Source organism: Levilactobacillus parabrevis (assembly GCF_044051715.1).
In the GTDB taxonomy this organism is placed as follows: Bacteria; Bacillota; Bacilli; order Lactobacillales; family Lactobacillaceae; genus Levilactobacillus; species Levilactobacillus parabrevis.
The window spans coordinates 2220494-2244333 of record NZ_CP168688.1; the positions used below are offsets into that span (position 1 = coordinate 2220494).

The window sequence follows — 23840 nt, forward strand, 5'->3', positions numbered from 1 at the left end:
ATAAACCTTAAACAAAAAAAGTTGCCACCTAATGTCGACAACTTTTCACTATAGTCTATTAATTGAAGTAAGTTAAATCCGAAGCCAGCGTTGGATAAGCCGTAATCGTCTGGCCAATCTCCGCGCTACCCATATGATTCTCGATCACGAAGTCCAAGTAGTTGATAACCTGCTCAGCCTCGCTGCTCAGAACCGCCGCCCCCACAATGTGTTGGCTCGTCCGATCCACGACCACTTTGATTCTCGCGTGAGGGTCCTGAATCCGCTGGTAACTGTACCAGTGGGTCAAATCAAGAGCATTGACCTGGTACTTATCTGGTGCCTGTGCTGCCTCAGTGGTCGTCACCCCCAATTGGGCCAATTGCGCTTTACCATAGACCACTGAAGGAATCGTCGGATACACGATGTCCGGTGAATCGCAGGTTGTCAGCGTCTGCGTTAAGTAGCGGCCTTCAAAGCCAGCAACCGGCGTCAGCTTGGGCTGTGGCCGGTCGACCACGTCACCCAACGCAAAGATATGTGGATTGGTGGTCTGTAGATTGCCATTGACCGTGATACCATGTGCCGTTGTGGCCACGTTGACGCGGTCCAGGTGCAGGTCGTCCACGACTGGCTTACGGCCAGCGGTAGCGAAGACCATCCCCGTCGTCCAGCTATCTCCCACAGCCGTCGTGACCTTGAACTGGTCGTCGGCAGGGGCAACGGTCGTGATCGTCGTGTTCAGTTGCACGTCAACGCCCTCCGCCTTGAGCCGCTCCAACAGATCGTTAACTAAGTCACCGTCAAAGGCGCGCAGTGGTCGGTCGCTGTGATGGACCAGGTGAACACGGCTACCAGCAGCATTCGCAATCGATGCGAGCTCGACACCCACGTAACCCGCGCCCATCAAGGTAATATCGGCTGGCAAGTTATCTAAGTCTAAGAATTCATTACTGGTATTCAACCACTCGGCCCCGTCAATGGCGGGAATCCGTGGCTCCTGACCAGTCGCTACGATCCAGTTAGCCGCATTGAGCTGGTCATCACCGACTGTCAACGTGCCGTCAGCATTAAAGCTGGCTGTGCCATGGAACGTCGCAACCTTGGCCGCTTCTAGGCCGCCGTGCGTCCCTGCCGGAATCTTAGTCGTGTAGGCACGTTTAGCCGCCATCAGGGCCGGCCAGTCAATCTGTGGCACACTGGTTAGACCGTGGCCTTGCAAGGCTTCTGCATGGCCCTGAGTCTCGACCGCGGCCATCAAAATTTTCTTGGGATCACATCCCCGGTTGGGACACGTCCCACCCCAGAGATCCTTCTCAACGACAGCAACGCTCATTCCCCGTGCGTGTAACCCATACGCTGCGGCTAATCCACCGGGGCCGCCACCAATCACAACGATATCGAACTCTTGCATCTGTACGAACCTTCCCTTCTTGGAAAACCTGATAGGAACCGGCTAGTATCACACCAGCCAAGGCAATTCTATCAATCGGCCACTATCCGTCGGGCAAACGCAGGTCAGCTCAAGGTGCTCTGACTTTTACCCAACTATATGGTTAATTCTAGCACGGAAATGGTTTATTCCTGACCAATTTGCCCATTTACCTTTTCACGACGTAGCGTCCTGATGAGCTGGTAACCCGTATAGCAGATGACCAACAGCCCCGTAATCAGGTAAACCGGTCCGGCTGGAAAGTTCTGGAAAAAGGCCCCATAGACGATGGTGCCCGCAGGTAAGGCCAGCGTCATCAGCGTGCTAAACGTTGACCCCACCCGACCAAGCAACTTGGTAGGCACCGTCATCTGCATGTAGACCGACATCGGCGTATTGATAAAGGCGAGGATCAGGCCAACGGCGACCGCCCAAACAATCAGCCCAACCACCAGATGACGACCAGTGAACGCACTAAGAAAGATAATGCCCAACAGGGTAATACCCACCCCAGTCAGTACGCATAGCCGGAGAACCGCGAGGAGTACTTTCTTAAACGATGGTAATACGGAGAGAATGAGGTTCCCCACCAGAACGCCCCCGGCAAAGCCACTCATGACCAGACTTAAGTTGGCATTTCCCAGATGCCGCTCCTGCACGATGGCGTAGGGTAAGCCGACATCTATCGAGCTCAGTAGAAAGTTCAGTCCGACCCCTAGCACAACGACCGATCGGAGTGTGAGTCGATTCTTGATGTAGACCAGACCAATCTTAAATTGTTCCCACTCGCCGCCAGCTGTAGCCGGCACGTCCTCGGCGGGGAGCGGATAGAAGCGCATGCTTAGCGCAATCAAGAGGACCAGTACCTCCGCCGCAATTTCCACGCGAATGATGCCCGTAAAACCAATCCATCCGTACAGTGCCGCGGCCAGAATCGGCGAGAGCAGCTGGATGCCGGCCGTAGCCGCCTGCTCGATGGTTGCGAGTGTCTTAACGTGTTTGTCATTGACCAGCTCATGGACCGCCGCGGTAAACGTTGTGTTGGTCACCTTGTCACAGCAGGCGATGACGATTAGCAGCAGGATTGCGAGTAGCATGGGATCGTTGATATTGGCCGTCAATACGGCGTACAGCACCAAGGCTACGATGACCGTTGCTTTACTCAGTAGAATCAGGGGTTTGTGGCGCCGGCGATCCACGAGATTTCCCACCGGCATGACCAGTAGGAGGCCAATCAGGGGGTAGATGATGGACCCGAGACCAAAGCTAATGGCTGAATGCGTCCGGTGAAGTAACATCAATCCCATCGCAAAACTAAAGGTATCCCCACCCAGCGTACTAATAATATCGCTACTTGCCGCCTTGACGATTTGAATCGTCAACTGTCGGTTGCTGATTTGAACGGAGTCAGCCATCCGCAATCATCCCTTCCGTTTGCATTATTGCTCATTATTGTAGTCGCAATTCCCGCCAATTAATCTTATAATATGTAGCAAATATGCCACGTTCCTGAAAGGAGTGCCTCCCATGTCCACTATCGGCTCAACCTTAAAACAGATTCGCCAAGCCAAGGGCTTTACTCAAAAGGAAGTCTACGGTGCCATCGTCTCCCGCTCCTTTGCGAGTCGCCTAGAGAGCGGCCAACACGACATTGCCGCTGAAAAGCTCTTTGCAATTCTGGACCGGTTGGGCGTTAGTGCCAATGAATTTCGTTTCATTCAAAACGACTATCAACCAACCGCGACCGAGCTGGCCCGCAGCCAAGTCATGTTGGCCTACGATCAGCAGAACTTCCCCCGGATTAGCCATCTCGCGGCGAAATACGCTCACAGCGAAAACCCGGCAGAACAGCGAATCGCGGTCGTCGCCAATACATTGATAATGGCCTTTGACCACCGCACCATGGCGATCACCCCGGCGATGGAAACGTTGTGGCAACAGATTGCACTGACCAAGACCTGGACGCTCCAGGAAATTGACTTCGGTTCCATTCTGATTGTCTTGACGAGTCTGAAACAAACACCACTCGCCGCGACAATTCGCAAGTATCACCTGACCTGTGACCGCTACGTTTCAGCGGCAGCCGATCCTTTTCGCGTCATGGATTCACGGGCATCTTTCGATCTGGTCGCGTTGCAACAATTGCTGAGCGAGAAGGCCTACCCTGCAGCCAAGGCCTTCAAACCACAATTACTGGCCGGCCACACGGAACACTTGACCAGTGACGGCATCCTCGATCAGCAATTATCGCTGTGGCTCTGGGAAAGTTATTTCGGCGAGACCGCTCGGGCACAATCCTTGGGAGACGCGCTCCGCCAGATGCCGACGCCCCGCTTCCACCTAGGGATTCACGCCCTATTACACGCCTGGGAGGGTCGGGCGCAACAGTATCGACGCCGCAACATTAGCGACCACCGTTAACCGTGCGCCTGTGCTAAAATAATCTCTAGTAATGGTTAGAGGGGGAACACAATGACATTCTATACGTATAGCTATCTCACGACCCACCACAGTACGTGGCAATACGCGCGGATTGGCCTGCTAATTGCCCTGTTGATCGTGTTTATTGGCCTATTCGTGCATTACCTACGCAACCAGTGGAACGTCAAATATAAAGATCTTAGTATTATCACCGCAACGTTATTATTACTAGTCCTCGGCTTGCAAATCAATAGTCTGGTCTCGCTCCAGTCAGCAACCAAACAAACCGGCCAGATCACCGCGACCGTCCAGCAAGTGGCCAAACAGCTCAAAGTCAAGCCGGGTAAGCTCAGCATCAACGCCACCACGACCGGCAGCGACCTACTGGTGAAATCACCCAAGGGTTACTACCGTCTGGACTACAACTCGGATGGTTCGGCGTTTGTGCTGGAAAAGATTACGTTGGAGAATCCTGAGATCACACTGGTAAAGGAGTAGGCCATGTTTGTATATTCGGATGTATTTATTAAATTAGTTGTTGGTTTCCTATTTATGACGGTATTGATCAACTTTTCCGGTAAGGGTAATCTAGCCCCCACCTCGGCAATTGACCAGGTCCAGAACTACGTCTTAGGGGGTATCGTTGGTGGGGTCATCTATAACTCTGCCGTTACTCTCCTGCAATTCGTACTGGTACTATTGATCTGGTCGTTGCTCATTCTGGTCACGCGTTATTTGAAAATTCATATCCGGGTGATCGGTAAATTTATTGACGGTGGTCCCATCACGGTGATTCGTGACGGCAAACTATTGGTGCACAACTGCCTGAAGGCCAACCTCTCTGCCAAAGAAATTGATTTTAAATTACGAACGGCCGGCGTCTATCAAATCGACGAGGTTAAACGGGCCATCGTGGAACAAAACGGTAGTCTGACCGTCCTACGCCAAGGCGACGGCTCGATCCGCTACCCAATTATTGTTGACGGTCAGATTGACCAAGACGTGTTGGAACTGATGAATCACGATGAGACTTGGTTACTGGCCCAACTGCAGCAGCACGGCGTCCAAAACATTCGTGATGTCTACATGGCCAAGTATGAGAATCACCAGTTCGAAATTACGCGGTACGATGAAGCCTAGGTCCTCCGGCAGAAGCGTTGTGAACAACGTCAATTACCCGGTTATTTATTTACCCTAAAAGTGGTACGCTAAATGTAATAAGCATGAGGAGGGAACCCGTATGGCCGCAGATCGATTACTGGAAGAATGGCAAATCTACAACCGACAGCTTCAATGCATTGGCACTCGCCGACGCGAAGAGACGTTGGCACCTGGCGAATACCATCTGGTCGTTAATGCTTTTATCTTCAATGCGGGCGGCCAAGTCCTTCTGCAACAACGGTCTCCCGATAAGCTGTACTTTCCCAGCTACTGGGATTCCTCGGTTGGCGGGTCCGTGCAGGCTGGTGAAACGATTGCCACGGCGATGCACCGCGAAATGGCAGAAGAAATCGGATGGGACATCCCCGTGAAAGCGGCCGACAACTACCTGTTAGCGCCCCATTCTCACTGGATCAGTGCATGGTTTGCGTTTCAGACGGACCACGCCGCAACTGACTTCACCGTCCAACACGATGAGCTACAACGGGTGGCATTCTTTGACCAACCAGCGGCCCACGCCCACCTTCACCAAATTGGCTTCGATCCCTATACCGCGGAGTTAGATCGGGCCTGGAATCATTTACAATTGGCGAACACTCATCAAGACTAGCACGCTTCACGCGCAATATCTGAGGTCGAACGCATCCGAGCGATTCGACCTTTTTTTGACCATATTTTTTAATTCAATACCATGCCCGTAAGCTGACAAGAGAGGGAACCACGGTCATTGTGCCGTGGTTCCCTCTTTATAAATGCGATTGGCCACTCCCCAGTAGCCAACCGCCTATTCACTTATACCGGCTAAACGTGATATTCCGTGAGTGCTCATTTGAACCATCACAGACACGCCTCCCCTTGCCAGTATTGTAACGACCCTACTCCATGGCCGGACAATAACCTGTCACTAATGTCAACGATTACCAGCATACCAGGTCTTCCTGAAAAAGGAAATAGTTTCCGATTTAGCACGTCAGATTTGGAACGTTTACCGGTTAAATCTGCACTGAATCGCCTATTTCACGATGTATAGTGGCCTTCAAGCAAAAAGGAACCACGGTTGGTTTACCGCAGTTCCTCTAGATTCATCACGGCAGTCACTTGTGATGATTTATATTGCTGACTTGACTGCTTCATCATTGCGTCACAACAGTCAATCAGATTTTCTGGTTGTTGCCCTAGTCATTTTTAAAAATTTTGGTACGTTTTAATCCTTACGTTTGCGGAATAGACGCCATGCACCGAGAATGAAGGTTCCCATCAGTGCGCCCAACCAAGCCAATTTGGACTGACCTTCGTTGGTCTGCGGGAGGTCACCATTGCTAGTGTCTTCAGTAGCCACGTCTTGGCTCGTACGTAGCAGCGGATCTTCAAATCCGTCGTAACTGCCCCCAGCAAAAGTGTCGTTATCGATATCAGTAGTGTGGCTCGCTGCAATCCCATCCGCAGCGCCAGCATCCGTGAAATCGGTCGTCGGGTTGCCGGAGCCATTTTCATTGGTTGTTCCGGTCGAGTTATCCGTGAGATTCGTGTCCGCATCGCCTGAATCACTGGTCGTTTGGTCTGTCTGAGCATCGCTGTCAGCATCACTAGTTGCATCAGTGTTGCTATCAGAACCGGCTTCACTGTCACTGCCAGGATCATTCTCGTTGCCATTGACATCCCCTGCACCAGTGTTACTGTCAGAACCTTCTGAATCGGAGTTACCAGTGTTGCCATCTGAACCTTCTGAGTCGGAGTCACCCGTGTTACCGTCTGAACCCTCCGAGTCTGAGTCGCCAGTATTTCCGTCGGAGCCCTCCGAATCCGAGTCGCTCGTGTTACCGTCGGAGCCCTCGGAGTCTGAATCGCCGGTGTTGCCGTCCGATCCTTCTGAACCGGAATCATTTAGGTCACCATCGTTGCCGTCTGAACCTTCAGAATCGGAGTCACCGGTGTTGCCTTCTGAACCTTCGGAGTCTGAGTCGCCAGTATTACCGTCTGAACCCTCGGAATCGGAATCGCCGGTATTGCCATCGGAGCCTTCTGAATCCGAGTCACCGGTATTACCGTTTGAGCCTTCGGAGTCAGAGTCGCTAGTATTGCCTTCTGAACCTTCAGCGTCTGAGTCACCGGTATTACTATCGGAGCCTTCTGAATCGGAATCTCCTGTATTTTCTTCCGAACCCTCTGAATCTGAATCGCCGGTGTTACCGTCGGAGCCTTCAGAATCGGAGTTGCCGGTATTGCCATCTGAACCCTCTGAATCTGAGTCGCCGGTATTGCCATCTGAACCCTCTGAATCGGAGTCACCAGTATTGCCGTCGGAACCTTCAGAATCGGAGTCGCTAGTATTGCCATCTGAACCTTCTGAATCGGAGTCACCGGTGTTACCGCCTGAACCCTCGGAATCTGAGTCGCCGGTATTGCCATCTGAACCCTCGGAATCTGAGTCGCCGGTATTGCCATCTGAACCTTCGGAATCGGAGTCACCGGTGTTACCGTCTGAACCCTCGGAGTCAGAATCGCTAGTATTTCCGTCTGAATCTTCTGAGTCGGAGTCACCAGTATTTCCGTCTGAACCTTCAGAATCCGAGTCACTGGTGTTGCCGTCTGAACCCTCGGAGTCAGAGTCACCAGTATTTCCGTCTGAACCTTCGGAATCGGAATCACTGGCGTTTCCATCTGAGCCTTCGGAGTCGGAATCGCCTGTATTACCGTCGGAGCCTTCGGAATCCGAGTCACCGGTGTTGCCCTCTGAGCCCTCCGAATCGGAGTCACCAGTATTGCCGTCTGAGCCCTCCGAATCGGAGTCACCAGTATTGCCTTCTGAATCCTCGGAATCTGAATCACTCGTGTTACCGTCCGAGCCTTCGGAGTCTGAGTCGCCCGTGTTACCGTCCGACCCCTCTGAGTCTGAATCGCCGGTGTTGCCCTCTGAGCCTTCGGAATCCGAGTCACTGGTATTACCATCTGAACCTTCGGAATCGGAGTCACCGGTATTACCGTTTGAGCCTTCGGAGTCAGAGTCGCTAGTATTGCCTTCTGAACCTTCAGTGTCTGAGTCACCGGTATTACTATCGGAGCCTTCGGAATCGGAATTTCCTGTATTGCCTTCGGAACCCTCGGAATCGGAATCTCCTGTATTGCCTTCTGAGCCTTCAGAATTAGAGTCGCCAGTATTCTCTTCTGAACCTTCTGAATCTGAATCCCCCGTATTGCCTTCAGAGTCGGAATCATCCGTACCGTTTGTGGCTCCATCCGAATCCCCACCAGTATTTCCGTCCGATTCATTCTCGTCCGTGTCGCCGGTATTCTCATCAGTTCCATTTGTATCACCGTCTGATTCATCCGTGGTCGTATCGCCACCCTCATTATCTTCCGAATCAGTGTCACCATCAGAGTCCGTGTTGCTAGTTTCAGCATCCGACGTGTCCGTATCCGAATCGCCCGTGTTTTCTTCTGAGCCTTCCGAATCAGAATCGCTGGCATTGCCAGTGGTTGTATCAGAATCATTAGTATCCGTCTCAGTCGTATCCGAGTCGTTGGTATTGCCACTGTTACCTTCTGAGCTTTCATTATCAGAAACGTCTGACGATCCATCTGAGCCAGTTTCACCTGTGCCATCCGTATCTAAGTCACCGGCGTTCCCATTGGTGTCTCCCGTATCTGGCGTTCCCAAGCCAGTATCAGTCCCCGTTGTGTCATCACCGTCCGTAACACCCGTCTGATCAGTACCCCCACCCTCATTACCGGTAGGGGTTTCCACATTTCCATCACCATAACTTCCAGACGTATCAGTATCCGTCGCTGGAGTCTCGTAACCATTAGCGCCATCGTTAGTTGTGGCACCATCCGAAACGCTTTCCGTATTCGTAGTGGATTCACTTACTGCGGTTGTCACGTCTTGACTGTTATCATTTTCACTAATGGTTGTAGCTGAACTGGCTCCGTTTGAGCTGTTATTATTTTCACTAGTTTGTGTCGTCGTATTGGCCGTGGTCGGGGTAGTGACGGTTGCTGTTTCACTTGCATTCTTCGTCACATTGTCTACCGCTTTAGCTGGCGCTTGTTCCGTCCGTAATGTGTTGGCCTTTGCCGTAACTGGTTGATCTGCAAACATCCCTGTCCCTACCAGTGCGGCGGCCGCGGTGAGCCAGAGGCTCGTTCTTACGTTTTGCGTCATCTTTTCTCCTCCAGATTTTCTTTGCCTTCTGTTCTCTCTGCCGATAATCAATATACTATCAAGTTAACTGTCAGAAAGAAACAAAAACCGTTTTTGGCAATCAAAAAAGGAACCCCTGCCAACTGACAGTGATTCCTTTCACGAAAAACGTTGATTTAACAGCGTTTATAAAATAAAAACATTTATATCGAAATGGTTCCGGCTGACAAACGCTCCCGCGAATTGCTTAACGGATAGTAATTGCACGTGAATGCCGAGAGTGGTAAACCGTCATGAAGTTTCTGGTCGATGTCCAGTAAACCTTGTTGGGCCAGCCTTTCTCCATGTATGGGTCAGCAACAAGAAACTTACCGTGCTTGTACCCGACTAGTGTCAGAACGTGGTACGGCCGTTGCTGCTGCATCCGCCAAGCCCCAGCGAAGACAACGGCATTGCCCCGCTTCACTTACCGTAGCAATGACCCACCACAACAATCGATTAACTGGTGACGATGTTATGAACGATTTGCTTAAAATTCGCATCCATCAGGGGTTCACACCTGATACAAAACCAGTATACAGCGGGCTAGCGTCAGAAGACAAGGTCTCACCCACTTTCCTTTGAAACCAAAAGGTCCCCGTAGCAGATTGTATGCTACGGGGACCTCACATTGTGGTAAGCCGCTTATTGGATTTGAACCAACGACCTCTTCCTTACCATGGAAACGCTCTACCTACTGAGCTAAAGCGGCATACTACCATTATCGTTGATATTGGAAATAATGGCAATAAAAAAAGAACCCTCACAGGGTTCTTTTGCTCGCGTGGCAACGTCCTATCCTCGCAGGGGGCGATCCCCCAACTACTATCGGCGTGCTAAAGCTTAACTTCTGTGTTCGGCATGGGAACAGGTGTATCCTTTAGGCTATCGCCACCACACTATAAGAGAACTTCTTCCCTCAAAACTAGATATTATTCAATTATCTTCCATTCGGAAACAACCACGTTTTCAACTTGGTTAAGTCCTCGACCGATTAGTACTGGTCCGCTCCACGCCTCACGGCGCTGCTACTTCCAGCCTATCTACCTGATCATCTTTCAGGGGTCTTACTTCCATATAGGAATGGGAAATCTCATCTCGAGGCGAGTTTCACACTTAGATGCTTTCAGCGTTTATCTCATCCATACATAGCTACCCAGCGATGCGCCTGGCGGCACAACTGGTACACCAGCGGTATGTCCATCCCGGTCCTCTCGTACTAAGGACAGCTCCTCTCAAATTTCCTACGCCCGCGACGGATAGGGACCGAACTGTCTCACGACGTTCTGAACCCAGCTCGCGTACCGCTTTAATGGGCGAACAGCCCAACCCTTGGGACCGACTACAGCCCCAGGATGCGATGAGCCGACATCGAGGTGCCAAACCTCCCCGTCGATGTGGACTCTTGGGGGAGATAAGCCTGTTATCCCCAGGGTAGCTTTTATCCGTTGAGCGATGGCCCTTCCATACGGTACCACCGGATCACTAAGCCCGACTTTCGTCCCTGCTCGACCTGTCTGTCTCGCAGTCAAGCTCTCTTCTGCCTTTACACTCGACGAATGATTTCCAACCATTCTGAGAGAACCTTTGGGCGCCTCCGTTACTTTTTAGGAGGCGACCGCCCCAGTCAAACTGCCTACCTGACACTGTCTCCCACCACGATTAGTGGTGCGGGTTAGAGTGTTCACACAGCGAGGGTCGTATCCCACCAGCGCCTCACTCGAAACTAGCGTTCCGAGTTCTACGGCTCCGACCTATCCTGTACAAGCTGTGTCAACACCCAATATCAAGCTACAGTAAAGCTCCATGGGGTCTTTCCGTCCTGTCGCGGGTAACCTGCATCTTCACAGGTAATATAATTTCACCGAGTCTCTCGTTGAGACAGTGCCCAGATCGTTACGCCTTTCGTGCGGGTCGGAACTTACCCGACAAGGAATTTCGCTACCTTAGGACCGTTATAGTTACGGCCGCCGTTTACTGGGGCTTCATTTCTGGGCTTCGCCGAAGCTAACTCATCCACTTAACCTTCCAGCACCGGGCAGGCGTCAGCCCCTATACGTCATCTTGCGATTTTGCAGAAACCTGTGTTTTTGATAAACAGTCGCCTGGGCCTTTTCACTGCGGCTACACTTGCGTGTAGCACCCCTTCTCCCGAAGTTACGGGGTCATTTTGCCGAGTTCCTTAACGAGAGTTCACTCGCTCACCTTAGGATACTCTCCTCGACTACCTGTGTCGGTTTGCGGTACGGGTAATTAATCACTAACTAGAAGCTTTTCTCGGCAGTGTGACATCTGGCGCTTCCCTACTAAAATTCGGTCCTCGTCACGCCTTGTCCTTAGCGATAAGCATTTAACTCATCACCAGACTTGACGCTTGAACACACATTTCCAATCGTGTGCACACCATAGCCTACTGCGTCCCTCCATCGTTCAAACATGATTAACTAGTACAGGAATATCAACCTGTTATCCATCGCCTACGCTTCTCAGCCTCGGCTTAGGTCCCGACTAACCCTGGGAGGACGAGCCTTCCCCAGGAAACCTTAGTCATTCGGTGGATCAGATTCTCACTGATCTTTCGCTACTCATACCGGCATTCTCACTTCTAAGCGCTCCACTAGTCCTTGCGGTCTAGCTTCGTTGCCCTTAGAACGCTCTCCTATCACGCGACCTATTGGTCGCATCCATAATTTCGGTAACATGCTTAGCCCCGGTAAATTTTCGGCGCGGGATCACTCGGCTAGTGAGCTATTACGCACTCTTTAAATGGTGGCTGCTTCTGAGCCAACATCCTAGCTGTCTGTGCAACTCCACATCCTTTTCCACTCAGCATGTATTTAGGGACCTTAATTGATGGTCTGGGCTGTTCCCCTTTCGACGGTGGATCTTATCACTCATCGTCTGACTCCCGGATATAAATCAGTGGCATTCGGAGTTTATCTGAATTCAGTAACCCATGACGGGCCCCTAGTCCAAACAGTGGCTCTACCTCCACGATTCTTAACTCCGAGGCTAACCCTAAAGCTATTTCGGAGAGAACCAGCTATCTCCAAGTTCGTTTGGAATTTCACCGCTATCCACACCTCATCCCAGCATTTTTCAACATACACGGGTTCGGTCCTCCAGTGCGTTTTACCGCACCTTCAACCTGGACATGGATAGGTCACCTGGTTTCGGGTCTACATCAACTTACTGAAACGCCCGTTTCAGACTCGCTTTCGCTACGGCTCCGGTCTTTACACCTTAACCTTGCAAATTAACGTAACTCGCCGGTTCATTCTACAAAAGGCACGCTATCACCCATTAACGGGCTCTAACTAATTGTAGGCACATGGTTTCAGGAACTATTTCACTCCGCTTCCGCGGTGCTTTTCACCTTTCCCTCACGGTACTGGTTCACTATCGGTCACTAGGGAGTATTTAGCCTTGGGAGATGGTCCTCCCGGATTCCGACCACGTTTCACGTGTGTGGCCGTACTCAGGATACTGAACTGAGGGTCAACAATTTCATCTACGGGGGTATCACCCTCTATGCCGAGTCTTCCCAGACTCTTCGATTATCATTGACTTTGGTAACTCAAATGTTCAGTCCTACAACCCCAAAGAGCAAGCTCTTTGGTTTGGGCTATTCCCCGTTCGCTCGCCGCTACTTAGGGAATCGATTTTTCTTTCTATTCCTGCGGGTACTTAGATGTTTCAGTTCCCCGCGTCTGCCTCAACTCAAGTATGTATTCCCTGAGTTGTAATTACTGATTAAAGTAATTGGGTTTCCCCATTCGGAAATCTCCGGATCAAAGCTTACGTACAGCTCCCCGAAGCATATCGGTGTTAGTCCCGTCCTTCATCGGCTCCTAGTACCAAGGCATCCACCATGCGCCCTTCATAACTTAACCTAACGATTACTTCGTAATCGCTGATTAATTGAGTATTAGCGATATAAACTAATTAAAAAACTCAAAAATACGCAGTTGTTTCTCGGTTTTAATTATCTTAATAATTAAAGGAAAATAATTGATAATATCTAGTTTTCAAAGAACAAGTTTGAGGGTAGACCCCTCAAAACTGACCATTGTTTCGACAAAGTATGTGTAGCCTCCGTATATTCCTTAGAAAGGAGGTGATCCAGCCGCAGGTTCTCCTACGGCTACCTTGTTACGACTTCACCCTAATCATCTGTCCCACCTTAGACGGCTGACTCCCGAAGGTTATCTCACCGGCTTTGGGTGTTACAAACTCTCATGGTGTGACGGGCGGTGTGTACAAGGCCCGGGAACGTATTCACCGCGGCATGCTGATCCGCGATTACTAGCGATTCCAACTTCATGTAGGCGAGTTGCAGCCTACAATCCGAACTGAGAACGGCTTTAAGAGATTAGCTTAGCCTCACGACTTCGCAACTCGTTGTACCGTCCATTGTAGCACGTGTGTAGCCCAGGTCATAAGGGGCATGATGATTTGACGTCATCCCCACCTTCCTCCGGTTTGTCACCGGCAGTCTCACCAGAGTGCCCAACTTAATGCTGGCAACTGATAATAAGGGTTGCGCTCGTTGCGGGACTTAACCCAACATCTCACGACACGAGCTGACGACAACCATGCACCACCTGTATCCATGTCCCCGAAGGGAACGTCCTATCTCTAGGATTTGCATAGTATGTCAAGACCTGGTAAGGTTCTTCGCGTAGCTTCGAATTAAACCACATGCTCCACCGCTTGTGCGGGCCCCCGTCAATTCCTTTGAGTTTCAACCTTGCGGTCGTACTCCCCAGGCGGAGTGCTTAATGCGTTAGCTGCGGCACTGAAGGGCGGAAACCCTCCAACACCTAGCACTCATCGTTTACGGCATGGACTACCAGGGTATCTAATCCTGTTTGCTACCCATGCTTTCGAGCCTCAGCGTCAGTTACAGACTAGACAGCCGCCTTCGCCACTGGTGTTCTTCCATATATCTACGCATTCCACCGCTACACATGGAGTTCCACTGTCCTCTTCTGCACTCAAGTCTCCCAGTTTCCGATGCACTTCTCCGGTTAAGCCGAAGGCTTTCACATCAGACTTAAGAAACCGCCTGCGCTCGCTTTACGCCCAATAAATCCGGACAACGCTTGCCACCTACGTATTACCGCGGCTGCTGGCACGTAGTTAGCCGTGGCTTTCTGGTTAAATACCGTCAACTCCTGAACAGTTACTCTCAAGAGTGTTCTTCTTTAACAACAGAGTTTTACGAGCCGAAACCCTTCTTCACTCACGCGGCATTGCTCCATCAGACTTTCGTCCATTGTGGAAGATTCCCTACTGCTGCCTCCCGTAGGAGTTTGGGCCGTGTCTCAGTCCCAATGTGGCCGATTACCCTCTCAGGTCGGCTACGTATCATTGTCTTGGTGGGCCTTTACCTCACCAACTAACTAATACGCCGCGGGTCCATCCAGAAGTGATAGCCGAAACCACCTTTCAAACAGAAACCATGCGGTTTCTGTTGTTATACGGTATTAGCACCTGTTTCCAAGTGTTATCCCCTGCTTCTGGGCAAGTTACCCACGTGTTACTCACCAGTTCGCCACTCGCTTCATTGTTGAAATCAGTGCAAGCACGTCATTCAACGGAAGCTCGTTCGACTTGCATGTATTAGGCATGCCGCCAGCGTTCGTCCTGAGCCAGGATCAAACTCTCATCTTAAAGATGATGCTTGAATAGCTCATCGATTGTTGTTACTTTATTTTCATAAAAGCGAATTGACTTCGCAAATATTGTTTGGGTTTGATACCGAGTATCAAACCGCCCTACACATATTTGGTTTGTCGAAACAATGTTCAGTTTTCAAAGGTCTACATAACTAATTACCGAAGCAATCAGCTCAATCATCATATCATGTTACTGATTTGATGTCAACAAGAAGTTTGATTTAGCAACGTTTCTCGTTGATTCGCTGTTTCAAATGCAACAGCTCAATTAATATAACATTTTATCATCATCACTGTCAAGAACTAATTTCAATCTTTCGAATTGGTCTAGTTGGTAACTCGCGTTGACAACGTATATAACTATACCAAGTGAGAACCCCACCGTCAACTAAATATTGAAAATAAATTCATCTTTTTCCAAAGGCAAAACTTATAGTTGAAAGCGTCTGAATTGTTAACTGACGGCCGTGTGTTTCTTCTTTTTAATGAGTACCGCGTTCGTCTTTATTTTGGCGTCAAAAAAGGCAGTCACCGAAAATAGTGACTGCCTTTCATAAAACCCGTAACTATTTAGCGATTCGAACTAAGAAGTACCGCTTTTTCCCACGACGAACGATGACAAACTTACCATCGAAGGCACTACTTGGGTCAACTTCAGCATCCGTATCCGTAATCTTTTCACCATTGATCCGGATTGCCCCATTGGTCAGGTCTTCTCGTGCTTGTCGACGTGAAGATTCAATCTTAGTGTCGTCAACTAACCACTCTACCAAGTTCTTCTTGTCACCGCTAACCGTCACGGAAGGCATCTTCTTGAAGCCTTGTTCGATTTCACTGGCCGTCAAGTCCGCAACATCCCCAGAGAACAGTGCCTTGGTAATGTGTTGTGCTTCAACTACAGCGTCATGGCCATGAACGAATTCCGTGACTTCTTCGGCTAAGCGAATCTGAGCTTCCCGCTTCTTAGGTTCCGTTGCCACTGCCGTTTCCAATTCCTTGATCTGGTCTTGGTCCAGGAAGGTAAAGTACTTCAGTAACTTGATAACATCCTTGTCATTCGTGTTGAACCAGAATTGATAGAACTCGTATGGTGACGTTTTTTCTGGGTCAAGCCAGATATTGCCGCCTTCGGACTTCCCAAACTTAGTCCCGTCTTCCTTCAAGAGTAATGGAATGGTCAACCCATATGCCTTGGCATCTGATCCCTTGAGCTTATGGATCAGGTCAATTCCGGCCGTGATGTTCCCCCACTGGTCGGCACCACCAATTTGGAGCTGAACGTCTTCCTTCGTGAACAAATGAAGGAAATCGATGGATTGCAGGATTTGGTAAGTGAATTCCGTATAGGAAATCCCAACTTCCAACCGCGAAGCAACAACTTCCTTATTTAACATGTTATTCACGTTGAAGAGCTTCCCGTAGTCACGCAAGAAGTCTAATAAGGAGATTTTTGATAACCAGTCGTAGTTGTTCACAATCTTAAAGGTCCCGTCTTGACCAAAAAGGTGTTCCATTTGCTTGGTCAAGCAGTCTTGGTTATGGCGAACTTGGTCCATCGTCTGCAGCACCCGTTCCGATTTCTTCCCGGATGGGTCACCGATAGAACCCGTTGCCCCACCGATAATGATGTAAGGCCGGTGACCAGCTAACTGGAACCGTTTCAGAATCATAAAGGGAATCAAGTGACCAATGTGCATGGAATCCCCAGTTGGGTCGATTCCAACGTACAGGCCGACTGCCTTATCGTTGACCAACTCGCCCAGGCCAGCTTCATCAGTCTGTTGGTTAATCGCGCCACGCCATTTTAACTCATCAATAATTGACATTTCCGTTCCTCCTATATAAATCTCTCAATAAAAAAGTCCCCAATGGCGCTATGCCATCAGGGACGAATTGAAATCCGCGTTACCACCCAAGTTGTTGTCAATTGACAACCGCTCGTCATCTTTAACGGAATGACCCGCCGATTACTCGGCCGCTCCTCAGCGTAATTCGTGGTTACGGACGTCCTGACTCCCAGCACCGTCAGATTTCTTGACCGGAGCCGCACCCACTACTGGACTGATTCATTGCTTATGATGTCGATGATACCGGGACGGCGGGCAAATGTCAATACACCACGCAACCTTTACTGTGACTTAGCGACACGGTAACTTCCTAAAAGAGACTTGTCAGACTTTCCCAAACGATCTGAATGTTCAGCAACGTCAGAACAATCGTACACGTCCACGCCAGAACCGTGATCCAGCGCTTATTGACGTACTCCGTCCCCATGATTTTCTTGGAGGACGTGAAGATTGTCAGTGGGATCATGGAAAACGGCAGCGCAATCGACAGGAACACCTGTGAATTGACCAGCAGGCTATCCAGCGCGGCTTCATTGCCGCCATAGATAATCGTACAAATAATTACGGGTACCACTGAGATCAGCCGGGTCACGAGACGCCGAACCCACAATGGAATCTTTAAATTGATAAATCCTTCCATAATGACCTGTCCCGTCAGCGTCCCCGTAATCGTTGAGTTCTGTCCGGAGGCCAACAGGGCAACCGCAAACAGCGTGGACAACAATGGCGACGCAACTGCACCAGCCAAGTGGTTATCCTGTAACGCGGCGTAAAGGTTACCAAACGTTCCCAACTGATCCGTGCCCTTACCGAAGAACATCGCTGCCCCCAACAAGAGGAGCAAACAGTTGATAATGAACGCGCCAAATAACTGAATATTGGAATCCCAGGTCGTAAACTTCACGGCACGACGCATCTCGGCTGGATCTTCCCGGTTGAACTTCCGCGTCTGCGAGATTGATGAATGCAAGTAGAGGTTATGCGGCATCACCGTCGCCCCCACAATTCCCAAGGCCATCGTCAGTTGACCTGAGTGGACGATCTCCGTCCGTGGAATAAAGTTCGCCACGGCCGCGCCCATGTTCGGTTGCGCAATGACCACTTCGTAAGCGAAGACCACCAGAATTACGGTAATCAGGCAGATCACGATAGCTTCAATCTTTCTGAAGCCTAATTTCGTTAACAATAAGAGTAACAAGACGTCAAATACCGTCAGTGACACCCCAAGAACCAGTGGCACGCCGAACAGTAATTGTAAGGCAATTGCCCCCCCAATAACTTCGGCAATATCTGTCGCCATAATAGCGAGCTCGGTCACGACCCACAGCACGGCCCCAATTCGCTTGCTGGTATGCGCACGAGTGGCTTGCGCGAGGTCCATTTGCGTCACGATGCCCAGTTTAGCCGCCATGTATTGCAGTAACATCGCGATTAAACTCGACATCAAGATCACTGACATCAGTAAGTAGCCATACTTGGCACCCCCACCGATCGAGGTTACCCAGTTTCCCGGGTCCATGTAACCCACAGCGACTAATGCCCCTGGTCCGGAGAACGCCATTAAATTCCTAATAAAGCCTTTTTCCTTGGGTACCGATACGGTCCCGTTAACTTCTTCCAATGACGGTCCGTTTGCGTAGCCGGCCATCTTTGTCGACTTCGTTGAAACGTTGTCTGTCATATTTTCCAACTCCCCTATCTCTTTGCTATCTCCCCATTATACTGACAGCGCACAGATTGTAAAGGATTTTTTAATTGTCCCTAACTTTAATTTTATATTACCCATTAAATAGATAACCCTAAAAATACCAATTTTTCTTGTGTTTTCAACGGGTTTGCATCATAATATTTTTTATATTTCATTTTGCAGAAAGTGGTGATCCCAATGACCCATACAAAAATGTTCATTGAATTATTAGCTCCTTTATTTATTGCCGTCCTCACAATTGCTGGCCTCGCAATTTTAGTGAAATGGCAAATCACGCCAACTGCTGTGGGTCTAGGAACCCTCGGCGCTGCTGGCCTAGTCACAGTCGTTGTCTGTGGCTTGGTCGCTGACCTTTGGACCCGTCGGCACACAACCGCCTCCGTTAAATCGCAAGCCAAAAACCGGTAACTCCTCAGGAGCTACCGGTTTTTTTCAGCCACTTTTTATGTCCTTCAGTGGGAATCGTGCTAACTAATACCACTTTGCAACTGCTGAAGCGTCGAATCCAGCGTTGCTGGCAGCTTCTCTTGAATCAGATCCAGCTTCTTCTGCCCCAGCACCGTCAGCGTGAGGTACCGACGCCGCCGGTCCTTTGTTGCCACCCGCTGGCTCAGGTAACCGCGTTTGCACAGATCAACAACGAGATTTGATGTCCGCGTTGCCGAAAACCCTAGTCTCTGCGCCACTTGTGCTACCGATAACTCTTCACTGGCTACGTACGTCAGCAACTGGCACTGCGGTAAATTCAAACTTAGCTCCGTCAGCGGTTGGTTATAGCACTGCGTCACTAAGCCGTAGATCTCAGTTAACTTTTGTAATTGCTCATGCTTCACCATTTTCTCAACTCCAATTGCTGCATAATTGTATCCGCTTTCATTATATCATTAACTGTCTACTATGAAACAATCCAGCCGCATAATTAGTCCGCCATATATCCTAATTTGACCCCAAAAGATAGCCATTTTCACGAATCTCATATAAGTTGTTCGTACGACGACTACCGGAATAAATAAAAAGCAGGCTAGAAACATCTCCTAGCCCACTGATATCAGCCATACTCAGCAAAGTATTTGTCCCTCAGCACCCCGATTGACGAATTAAGAATCCTCGTCCAGTGGGTGCGTCCGGTTATTGAAGTCCAACGCAAAGAGCGACAACTCGTGATGGCGCAGCACCCGAATCAAGCGATCCAGATTTTCCCCGTAAGCCAACTCCTTGACCCAGTGAAAAGCCTCCAGGCGATTGCGCTGAGCGAATCCCGCCGCCAACGGATCGACACCGTAGATGACGAGGTAATTGTCCCGGTTCCGCGCATCGATCACCGTCTGATCCGTCAGCAGACTGAGGTGGACGACGCCACTCAATAGCCGATTGAAAATATCCGTGGTCACCCCGATCATATCGTAAGTTACCAGAATCTCAACCTTGGCTTCCGTCAGGCTCAGGCCATTCGTATATTTACTCAAATGTTTCTGCACCAGTCGGACATCCGCGGCTGCCACTTCACCGGGGTAGAGGCGCCCCATGCTCTTCGCTAACGCCACAGCGGCCGCCATCGACGACTCGGTCGGCTTATACAGGGCCGTGATTTCCGGTCGGAGCAAAGGATCCACTCGGAAGAGCAACATGAACTGGCAGAGCGAGAATAGCCAGTTGGCGAACCAATCGCGACCGGTCGCATAGTCTGACAACTCCCGCACGCCAGGGGCCAACTCGTAGCTGCCTAAACGTTGCTTGATACCAAGATAGATTCGCTGCATCGCTTGGGGTTGTAGAGCTCGGACAAAATACGGTGAGCTCGTCAACAGGTAATCCAGCGTGGCCAATTCCGTCAGCGCCTCCTGTGGCGTATCCCCCAGTCGCGTCTGTAAGGCCCCCGCTAATCCCCGCAGGTCGGTCAAATGCCCCAGTGGAAAACGCAGTGGCGCATAGCGATGGCCCTGGTCCAAACGTAACAGCGCCAACGTGACGAGCAGGTCTTTTCGCTGTGTCAAACTAATGGACTCCTGATAAATGGCCCCGTTGGCGTAGGTCGTCATGACCTGATCGTGGATGGGCCGCATGCGTGCCGACAACTTTGGCAGATCCGCCACTGGCGTCAGTGTCGTGCTAAACAGCATAAAATAAAGCAGTTGGATCAGGGCTTCGTTACCCACGACCCGCAGTGGATTGGCCGTCAGTTGCAAATCGTACTGGGCCAGCTGTTGCTTCATTTCCTTCATGCGCCGGTTGAAGGTGGACGTACTGATGCCCAGGTCAGCACAGAAGGTACTGGTCTGCTGGTAATCCTCCCGCAACGTCGCCAGCATCGCCTGATACGGAATGCTCTGCCGGTAGAGCCAACGACGATAGTCATCCATCGTGACACTCGTCACCAAGTCATCCTTGGTCAATAACGTTTGCCGGTCCAACACCTCCAGGTCCGCTCTGAGATTCAGCAAAACGTGGTAGGCCCGTGAATAGCTCACCTTAGTCATTTCAGCAAATTCTGTCAAACTAAAATGTCGTTTCTCATCATTGATAAAGGTCAACAGCCGAATCTTCAACGTCTCCTTGGCCGTCAACATCGCAAAGTCGATCTTCAATTCTCTCACTTCTCATTCACCTGGCATAAACGAAAGCCCCCTAACCACTAAAAAGTCAGGGAGTTTCTGCGCCATTAATATTTTCCATGCTCTATGGCCTGGGTCAACGTTCTAATCGATACTGGAAATGGTTACGTTACGGGCATCGAATTCCGTCAAAGTCTCCTTCAAGATAATCCGAGGATCGTCGTAGCGAATGCCAGGAAGTGCACTGCTGACGTAATTTCCCGTCAATCTACCTGCCGCCACCTCTGGTTGAATGAGGACATTTAACCCATCACTTGTGGTCAAGGTCACACTCTTACCAGCCGTCAACCGGTCAACTAGTGGTAAAATCGGCATCTTTTGCATCATTCTGATCACCCTCCTATACTGAGCTTCCATCTTCATTCTAACACGTCCACTCACGGACCTCCTGCTTCGTTACTCGCCAATTTAGACTGCGCACTGTCCCCGGCCTAACGTCAGATTTCCACTCTGAGCCTGCCTTAAGGATACCCAGCCAGCGCCTTTCTCCCAATACAAACACCCCACAAAGTTCAGTGTTGACCGTCAACTAACTTTGACGCCATTAACGCCCAGTGAAAATGGACCCGAAACGCCAAAAACACGGCAATTCAATCACTCCCGTCATGAATTACCGTGTTAGTTTCTTCTATATTAATAGGTTTTCAGAATGTATCCGTTTCCCCATGCTGTTCTTATGAGGCTTTGGCTGGCGCCGCTACTCGAGTAAACCGCATACCGATGAAGTAGATTACGGCTGTGATGGCCATCGCAATGAAAGTTGCCCCAATTGTCGTGGCAATCACTGGCACCTGCTTCAAGCCCCAGTAGGCGGCAACTCCCAAGCCCCAGCTCGCTACGGCAATCCAGTTGACACCATGAGCGTACCAGTAGGCACCGTGAACCTTGGTGAATTCACTCAGCTTGTACTGCTTGCCTTTCAAGATAAAGTAATCCACCAGGAAGATGGCGATTTCCGGTCCCAGAAACATACCGATCCCGTCCAAAAACGTTTCGAAAACGTCTAGGAAGCTTGCGAGGTAGACCGGAATAAAGGTGACGGCCGTTGCTGCCAGCGTCACAATCCACAAGCTCACGTTCAGTGACAACCGGTGCGTCATGTTTGTCAGTGCGGACCCGGCCGACATCAGGTTGACTGCGTTAGCCGTGGTGCTGGTCAGCACGATGACCAGTAAGGCGATGATACCCAGCCCCAATTTAGCAGCCACCGTACTAGGGTCGGAGTTATTCGGGTCGAAATGGTTCAGTGAGACCGCCGTCCCAATCGTAGCAAATAACCCAATGAAGGCAAACCAGAACAGGCCGAAGTTGGCGCCCAGAAAACTGGCCTTGGTCGCCGCCGACTTCTTGTTGGTGAAACGGCTAAAGTCGGACGCTGCCGTGACCCACGCGAGGTTGAAAGCTGCCAACGTGTCGGCTGCCACCCCAGAGCTCATCCGCAGATTGTGGGGCGGTTGCCAGCCAACGATTTCACTAAAGGAAACCGTCCGGAATACAACTACCGATTCCCATAACACGAAGATCACGACGAGGATAATCCCGATTCGTTCAATCAATCGAACCGACCGTTCGCCCAACGAAATGCTCAATAAATGCAGGACACTCATGATAATAATTCCAACGATCAAGCCGAAGGTCCCACCGGGCTTGCCATACAATGGCCAACCGAAGAGCTCCCCGAAGATGTAGCTGATCGAAGTTGCTGCGATAAATGTATTGACCGCGGCCCACCCGATAAACTGAATCACGTTGATAACCGACGGAATGAAGCTCCCGCGTAACCCAAACGAAGCTCGGGTCAGCGCCATCGCCGGTAATCCTGTACGGTAGCCCATGTAACTGGCCACCGCCAGTAAGGCGTAAGAGATCAATCCCACAACGACTAACGTAGTCGACGCCGTCAGGAACCCACAGGCAGCAATGACCCCACCAATGTACCAGGTTCCGTTATTCGCGTTAGCGCCAATCCAGGTGGCGAACAAATCCCAATTGGACATCCGCCGGTGCTCACGAGGAATCGACTCGACTCTCCCGAATTCCTTAGGTGCTTTTGTTGCGGTTGCTTTAATCTCTTGTGCCATGCGTCCTCACCTTTCTCTTCTCGAATGCTGCGAACTGTTTTGACTTTGGAACTATTAAATTGTGATAACTGGTCGCCTGCGGCTGCCAAGGATTCCGCCTGCTGTGGGGACCGGTCCAAGCCAAAGTACGGTCTTGGACCTCGACTTGGAACCTCACAAAAATCGTGAGTTTCCAAGCTCGTCCCGTGATATCAGCTGGTGAATCATCAGCTAATATCACCGCCACAGCCGGCTCCATCCTTGACCTCCTCCGGCTTATGTTGCAAGAATGCCGTCAAAACTGTTAGCAGCTTCTCCGCCAGTCTCTGGCATTCACCAATTTTGGAAGATTATCCAGACGGCCTATGTACATCGCGATTGGCTTAATCACCAATCACGTTCAAGCTTTAATTTGACGCATCAAGATACTAGTCTTCTCTATCACGGGTTAACACCGTCTGAGCCGTAGGACCGGTGAAAATGAGCTCAGTTGCAGAAATCGACCTTGGCCGGTTCAGAGACATGCTATCACCCCATCAAACGGCTAGCTAAGTTACCTGGCTAAATCCGCTAGAATGGTCATCATCACATTTCAGCCGGAGGCAGCCTGGGATGGAGCCAGCCGTGGCGATGGCGTTGGTTGACGTTTTCCAGTCAACCTACACCATGGGACGCGTTTGAAGACACGTTTTCTGTGTCTTCAAACCGAGCCGTCAGACCGCCCTTTGGCTGACGGCGGTCCCCACAGCGGCGGAATCC

The 23840-nt window shown here is 50.4% G+C and carries 15 protein-coding genes, 1 tRNA gene, 3 rRNA genes and 1 other annotated feature; of the genes, 5 read left to right on the forward strand and 14 right to left on the reverse strand.

Features of this window, described 5'->3' with window-relative positions; all coding sequences use genetic code 11:
• Positions 1 to 58 precede the first annotated feature (58 nt).
• Positions 59 to 1393 (reverse strand): dihydrolipoyl dehydrogenase family protein, encoded by a 1335-nt coding sequence (locus ACEPSU_RS10460; RefSeq protein ID WP_395321484.1) that lies wholly within the window; start codon positions 1391 to 1393, stop codon positions 59 to 61.
• Between the two features lie 164 nt (positions 1394 to 1557).
• Positions 1558 to 2826, reverse strand: coding sequence for an MFS transporter (locus tag ACEPSU_RS10465; RefSeq protein WP_395361533.1), 1269 nt, complete (start codon positions 2824 to 2826; stop codon positions 1558 to 1560).
• A gap of 112 nt (positions 2827 to 2938) precedes the next feature.
• Here ACEPSU_RS10465 and ACEPSU_RS10470 point away from each other — a divergent pair, with 112 nt between their 5' ends.
• The 4 genes from ACEPSU_RS10470 to ACEPSU_RS10485 all read left to right on the forward strand — a co-directional run bounded on the left by ACEPSU_RS10470 (position 2939) and on the right by ACEPSU_RS10485 (position 5603).
• Positions 2939 to 3832, forward strand: coding sequence for a helix-turn-helix domain-containing protein (locus tag ACEPSU_RS10470; RefSeq protein ID WP_395321488.1), 894 nt, complete (start codon positions 2939 to 2941; stop codon positions 3830 to 3832).
• Between the two features lie 51 nt (positions 3833 to 3883).
• Positions 3884 to 4330: a DUF3290 domain-containing protein gene (locus ACEPSU_RS10475; RefSeq protein WP_020089203.1), complete on the forward strand. Its 447-nt coding sequence runs from the start codon at positions 3884 to 3886 to the stop codon at positions 4328 to 4330.
• A 3-nt stretch (positions 4331 to 4333) separates the two neighbouring features.
• On the forward strand, positions 4334 to 4972 hold the full coding sequence (locus ACEPSU_RS10480) for a DUF421 domain-containing protein (protein WP_020089204.1): 639 nt from the start codon (positions 4334 to 4336) through the stop codon (positions 4970 to 4972).
• 100 nt (positions 4973 to 5072) lie between these two features.
• Positions 5073 to 5603 carry an NUDIX domain-containing protein gene (locus ACEPSU_RS10485; protein ID WP_395321491.1) on the forward strand — a complete coding sequence of 177 codons (531 nt, stop codon included), beginning with the start codon at positions 5073 to 5075 and terminating at the stop codon, positions 5601 to 5603.
• Between the two features lie 594 nt (positions 5604 to 6197).
• Here the strand turns inward: ACEPSU_RS10485 and ACEPSU_RS10490 are convergent.
• From ACEPSU_RS10490 to ACEPSU_RS10525, 8 genes are all read right to left on the reverse strand, one after another.
• Positions 6198 to 9155 carry a beta strand repeat-containing protein gene (locus ACEPSU_RS10490; RefSeq protein ID WP_395321492.1) on the reverse strand — a complete coding sequence of 986 codons (2958 nt, stop codon included), beginning with the start codon at positions 9153 to 9155 and terminating at the stop codon, positions 6198 to 6200.
• Positions 9156 to 9381: 226 nt separating this feature from the next.
• Positions 9382 to 9600 (reverse strand): hypothetical protein, encoded by a 219-nt coding sequence (locus tag ACEPSU_RS10495; protein WP_395361535.1) that lies wholly within the window; start codon positions 9598 to 9600, stop codon positions 9382 to 9384.
• Between the two features lie 212 nt (positions 9601 to 9812).
• A tRNA-Thr gene (locus ACEPSU_RS10500) sits at positions 9813 to 9885 on the reverse strand.
• Between the two features lie 70 nt (positions 9886 to 9955).
• Positions 9956 to 10072: ribosomal RNA gene (rrf, locus tag ACEPSU_RS10505) — 5S ribosomal RNA — on the reverse strand.
• Positions 10073 to 10147: 75 nt separating this feature from the next.
• A 23S ribosomal RNA gene (locus tag ACEPSU_RS10510) occupies positions 10148 to 13066 on the reverse strand.
• Positions 13067 to 13283: 217 nt separating this feature from the next.
• A 16S ribosomal RNA gene (locus ACEPSU_RS10515) occupies positions 13284 to 14849 on the reverse strand.
• The 16S, 23S and 5S rRNA genes sit together here with 1 tRNA gene alongside, the layout of an rRNA operon.
• Positions 14850 to 15420: 571 nt before the next feature.
• Entirely contained in the window at positions 15421 to 16680 is a 1260-nt protein-coding gene (gene tyrS / locus ACEPSU_RS10520; RefSeq protein WP_020088758.1) for a tyrosine--tRNA ligase, read from the reverse strand.
• Between the two features lie 55 nt (positions 16681 to 16735).
• Positions 16736 to 16933 (reverse strand) — a binding site (T-box leader).
• Between the two features lie 78 nt (positions 16934 to 17011).
• Complete coding sequence (locus ACEPSU_RS10525; RefSeq protein ID WP_260339882.1) at positions 17012 to 18382, reverse strand: Nramp family divalent metal transporter; 1371 nt, start codon at positions 18380 to 18382, stop codon at positions 17012 to 17014.
• A 204-nt stretch (positions 18383 to 18586) separates the two neighbouring features.
• Here ACEPSU_RS10525 and ACEPSU_RS10530 point away from each other — a divergent pair, with 204 nt between their 5' ends.
• Complete coding sequence (locus ACEPSU_RS10530) at positions 18587 to 18817, forward strand: hypothetical protein (RefSeq protein WP_395321497.1); 231 nt, start codon at positions 18587 to 18589, stop codon at positions 18815 to 18817.
• A gap of 59 nt (positions 18818 to 18876) precedes the next feature.
• On the opposite strand, the gene ACEPSU_RS10535 is transcribed toward ACEPSU_RS10530, so the two are convergent.
• The 4 genes from ACEPSU_RS10535 to ACEPSU_RS10550 form a co-directional block, all read right to left on the reverse strand.
• Positions 18877 to 19245, reverse strand: coding sequence for a MarR family winged helix-turn-helix transcriptional regulator (locus ACEPSU_RS10535; RefSeq protein ID WP_395321499.1), 369 nt, complete (start codon positions 19243 to 19245; stop codon positions 18877 to 18879).
• A gap of 261 nt (positions 19246 to 19506) precedes the next feature.
• The gene (locus ACEPSU_RS10540; RefSeq protein ID WP_395321501.1) at positions 19507 to 21003 is read right to left on the reverse strand and encodes a helix-turn-helix domain-containing protein; all 1497 of its coding nucleotides are present in this window, start codon (positions 21001 to 21003) and stop codon (positions 19507 to 19509) included.
• 102 nt (positions 21004 to 21105) lie between these two features.
• Positions 21106 to 21348 (reverse strand): hypothetical protein, encoded by a 243-nt coding sequence (locus tag ACEPSU_RS10545; protein WP_020088753.1) that lies wholly within the window; start codon positions 21346 to 21348, stop codon positions 21106 to 21108.
• Positions 21349 to 21695: 347 nt separating this feature from the next.
• Positions 21696 to 23102, reverse strand: coding sequence for a cytosine permease (locus ACEPSU_RS10550; protein ID WP_395321503.1), 1407 nt, complete (start codon positions 23100 to 23102; stop codon positions 21696 to 21698).
• Between the last annotated feature and the right edge of the window lie 738 nt (positions 23103 to 23840).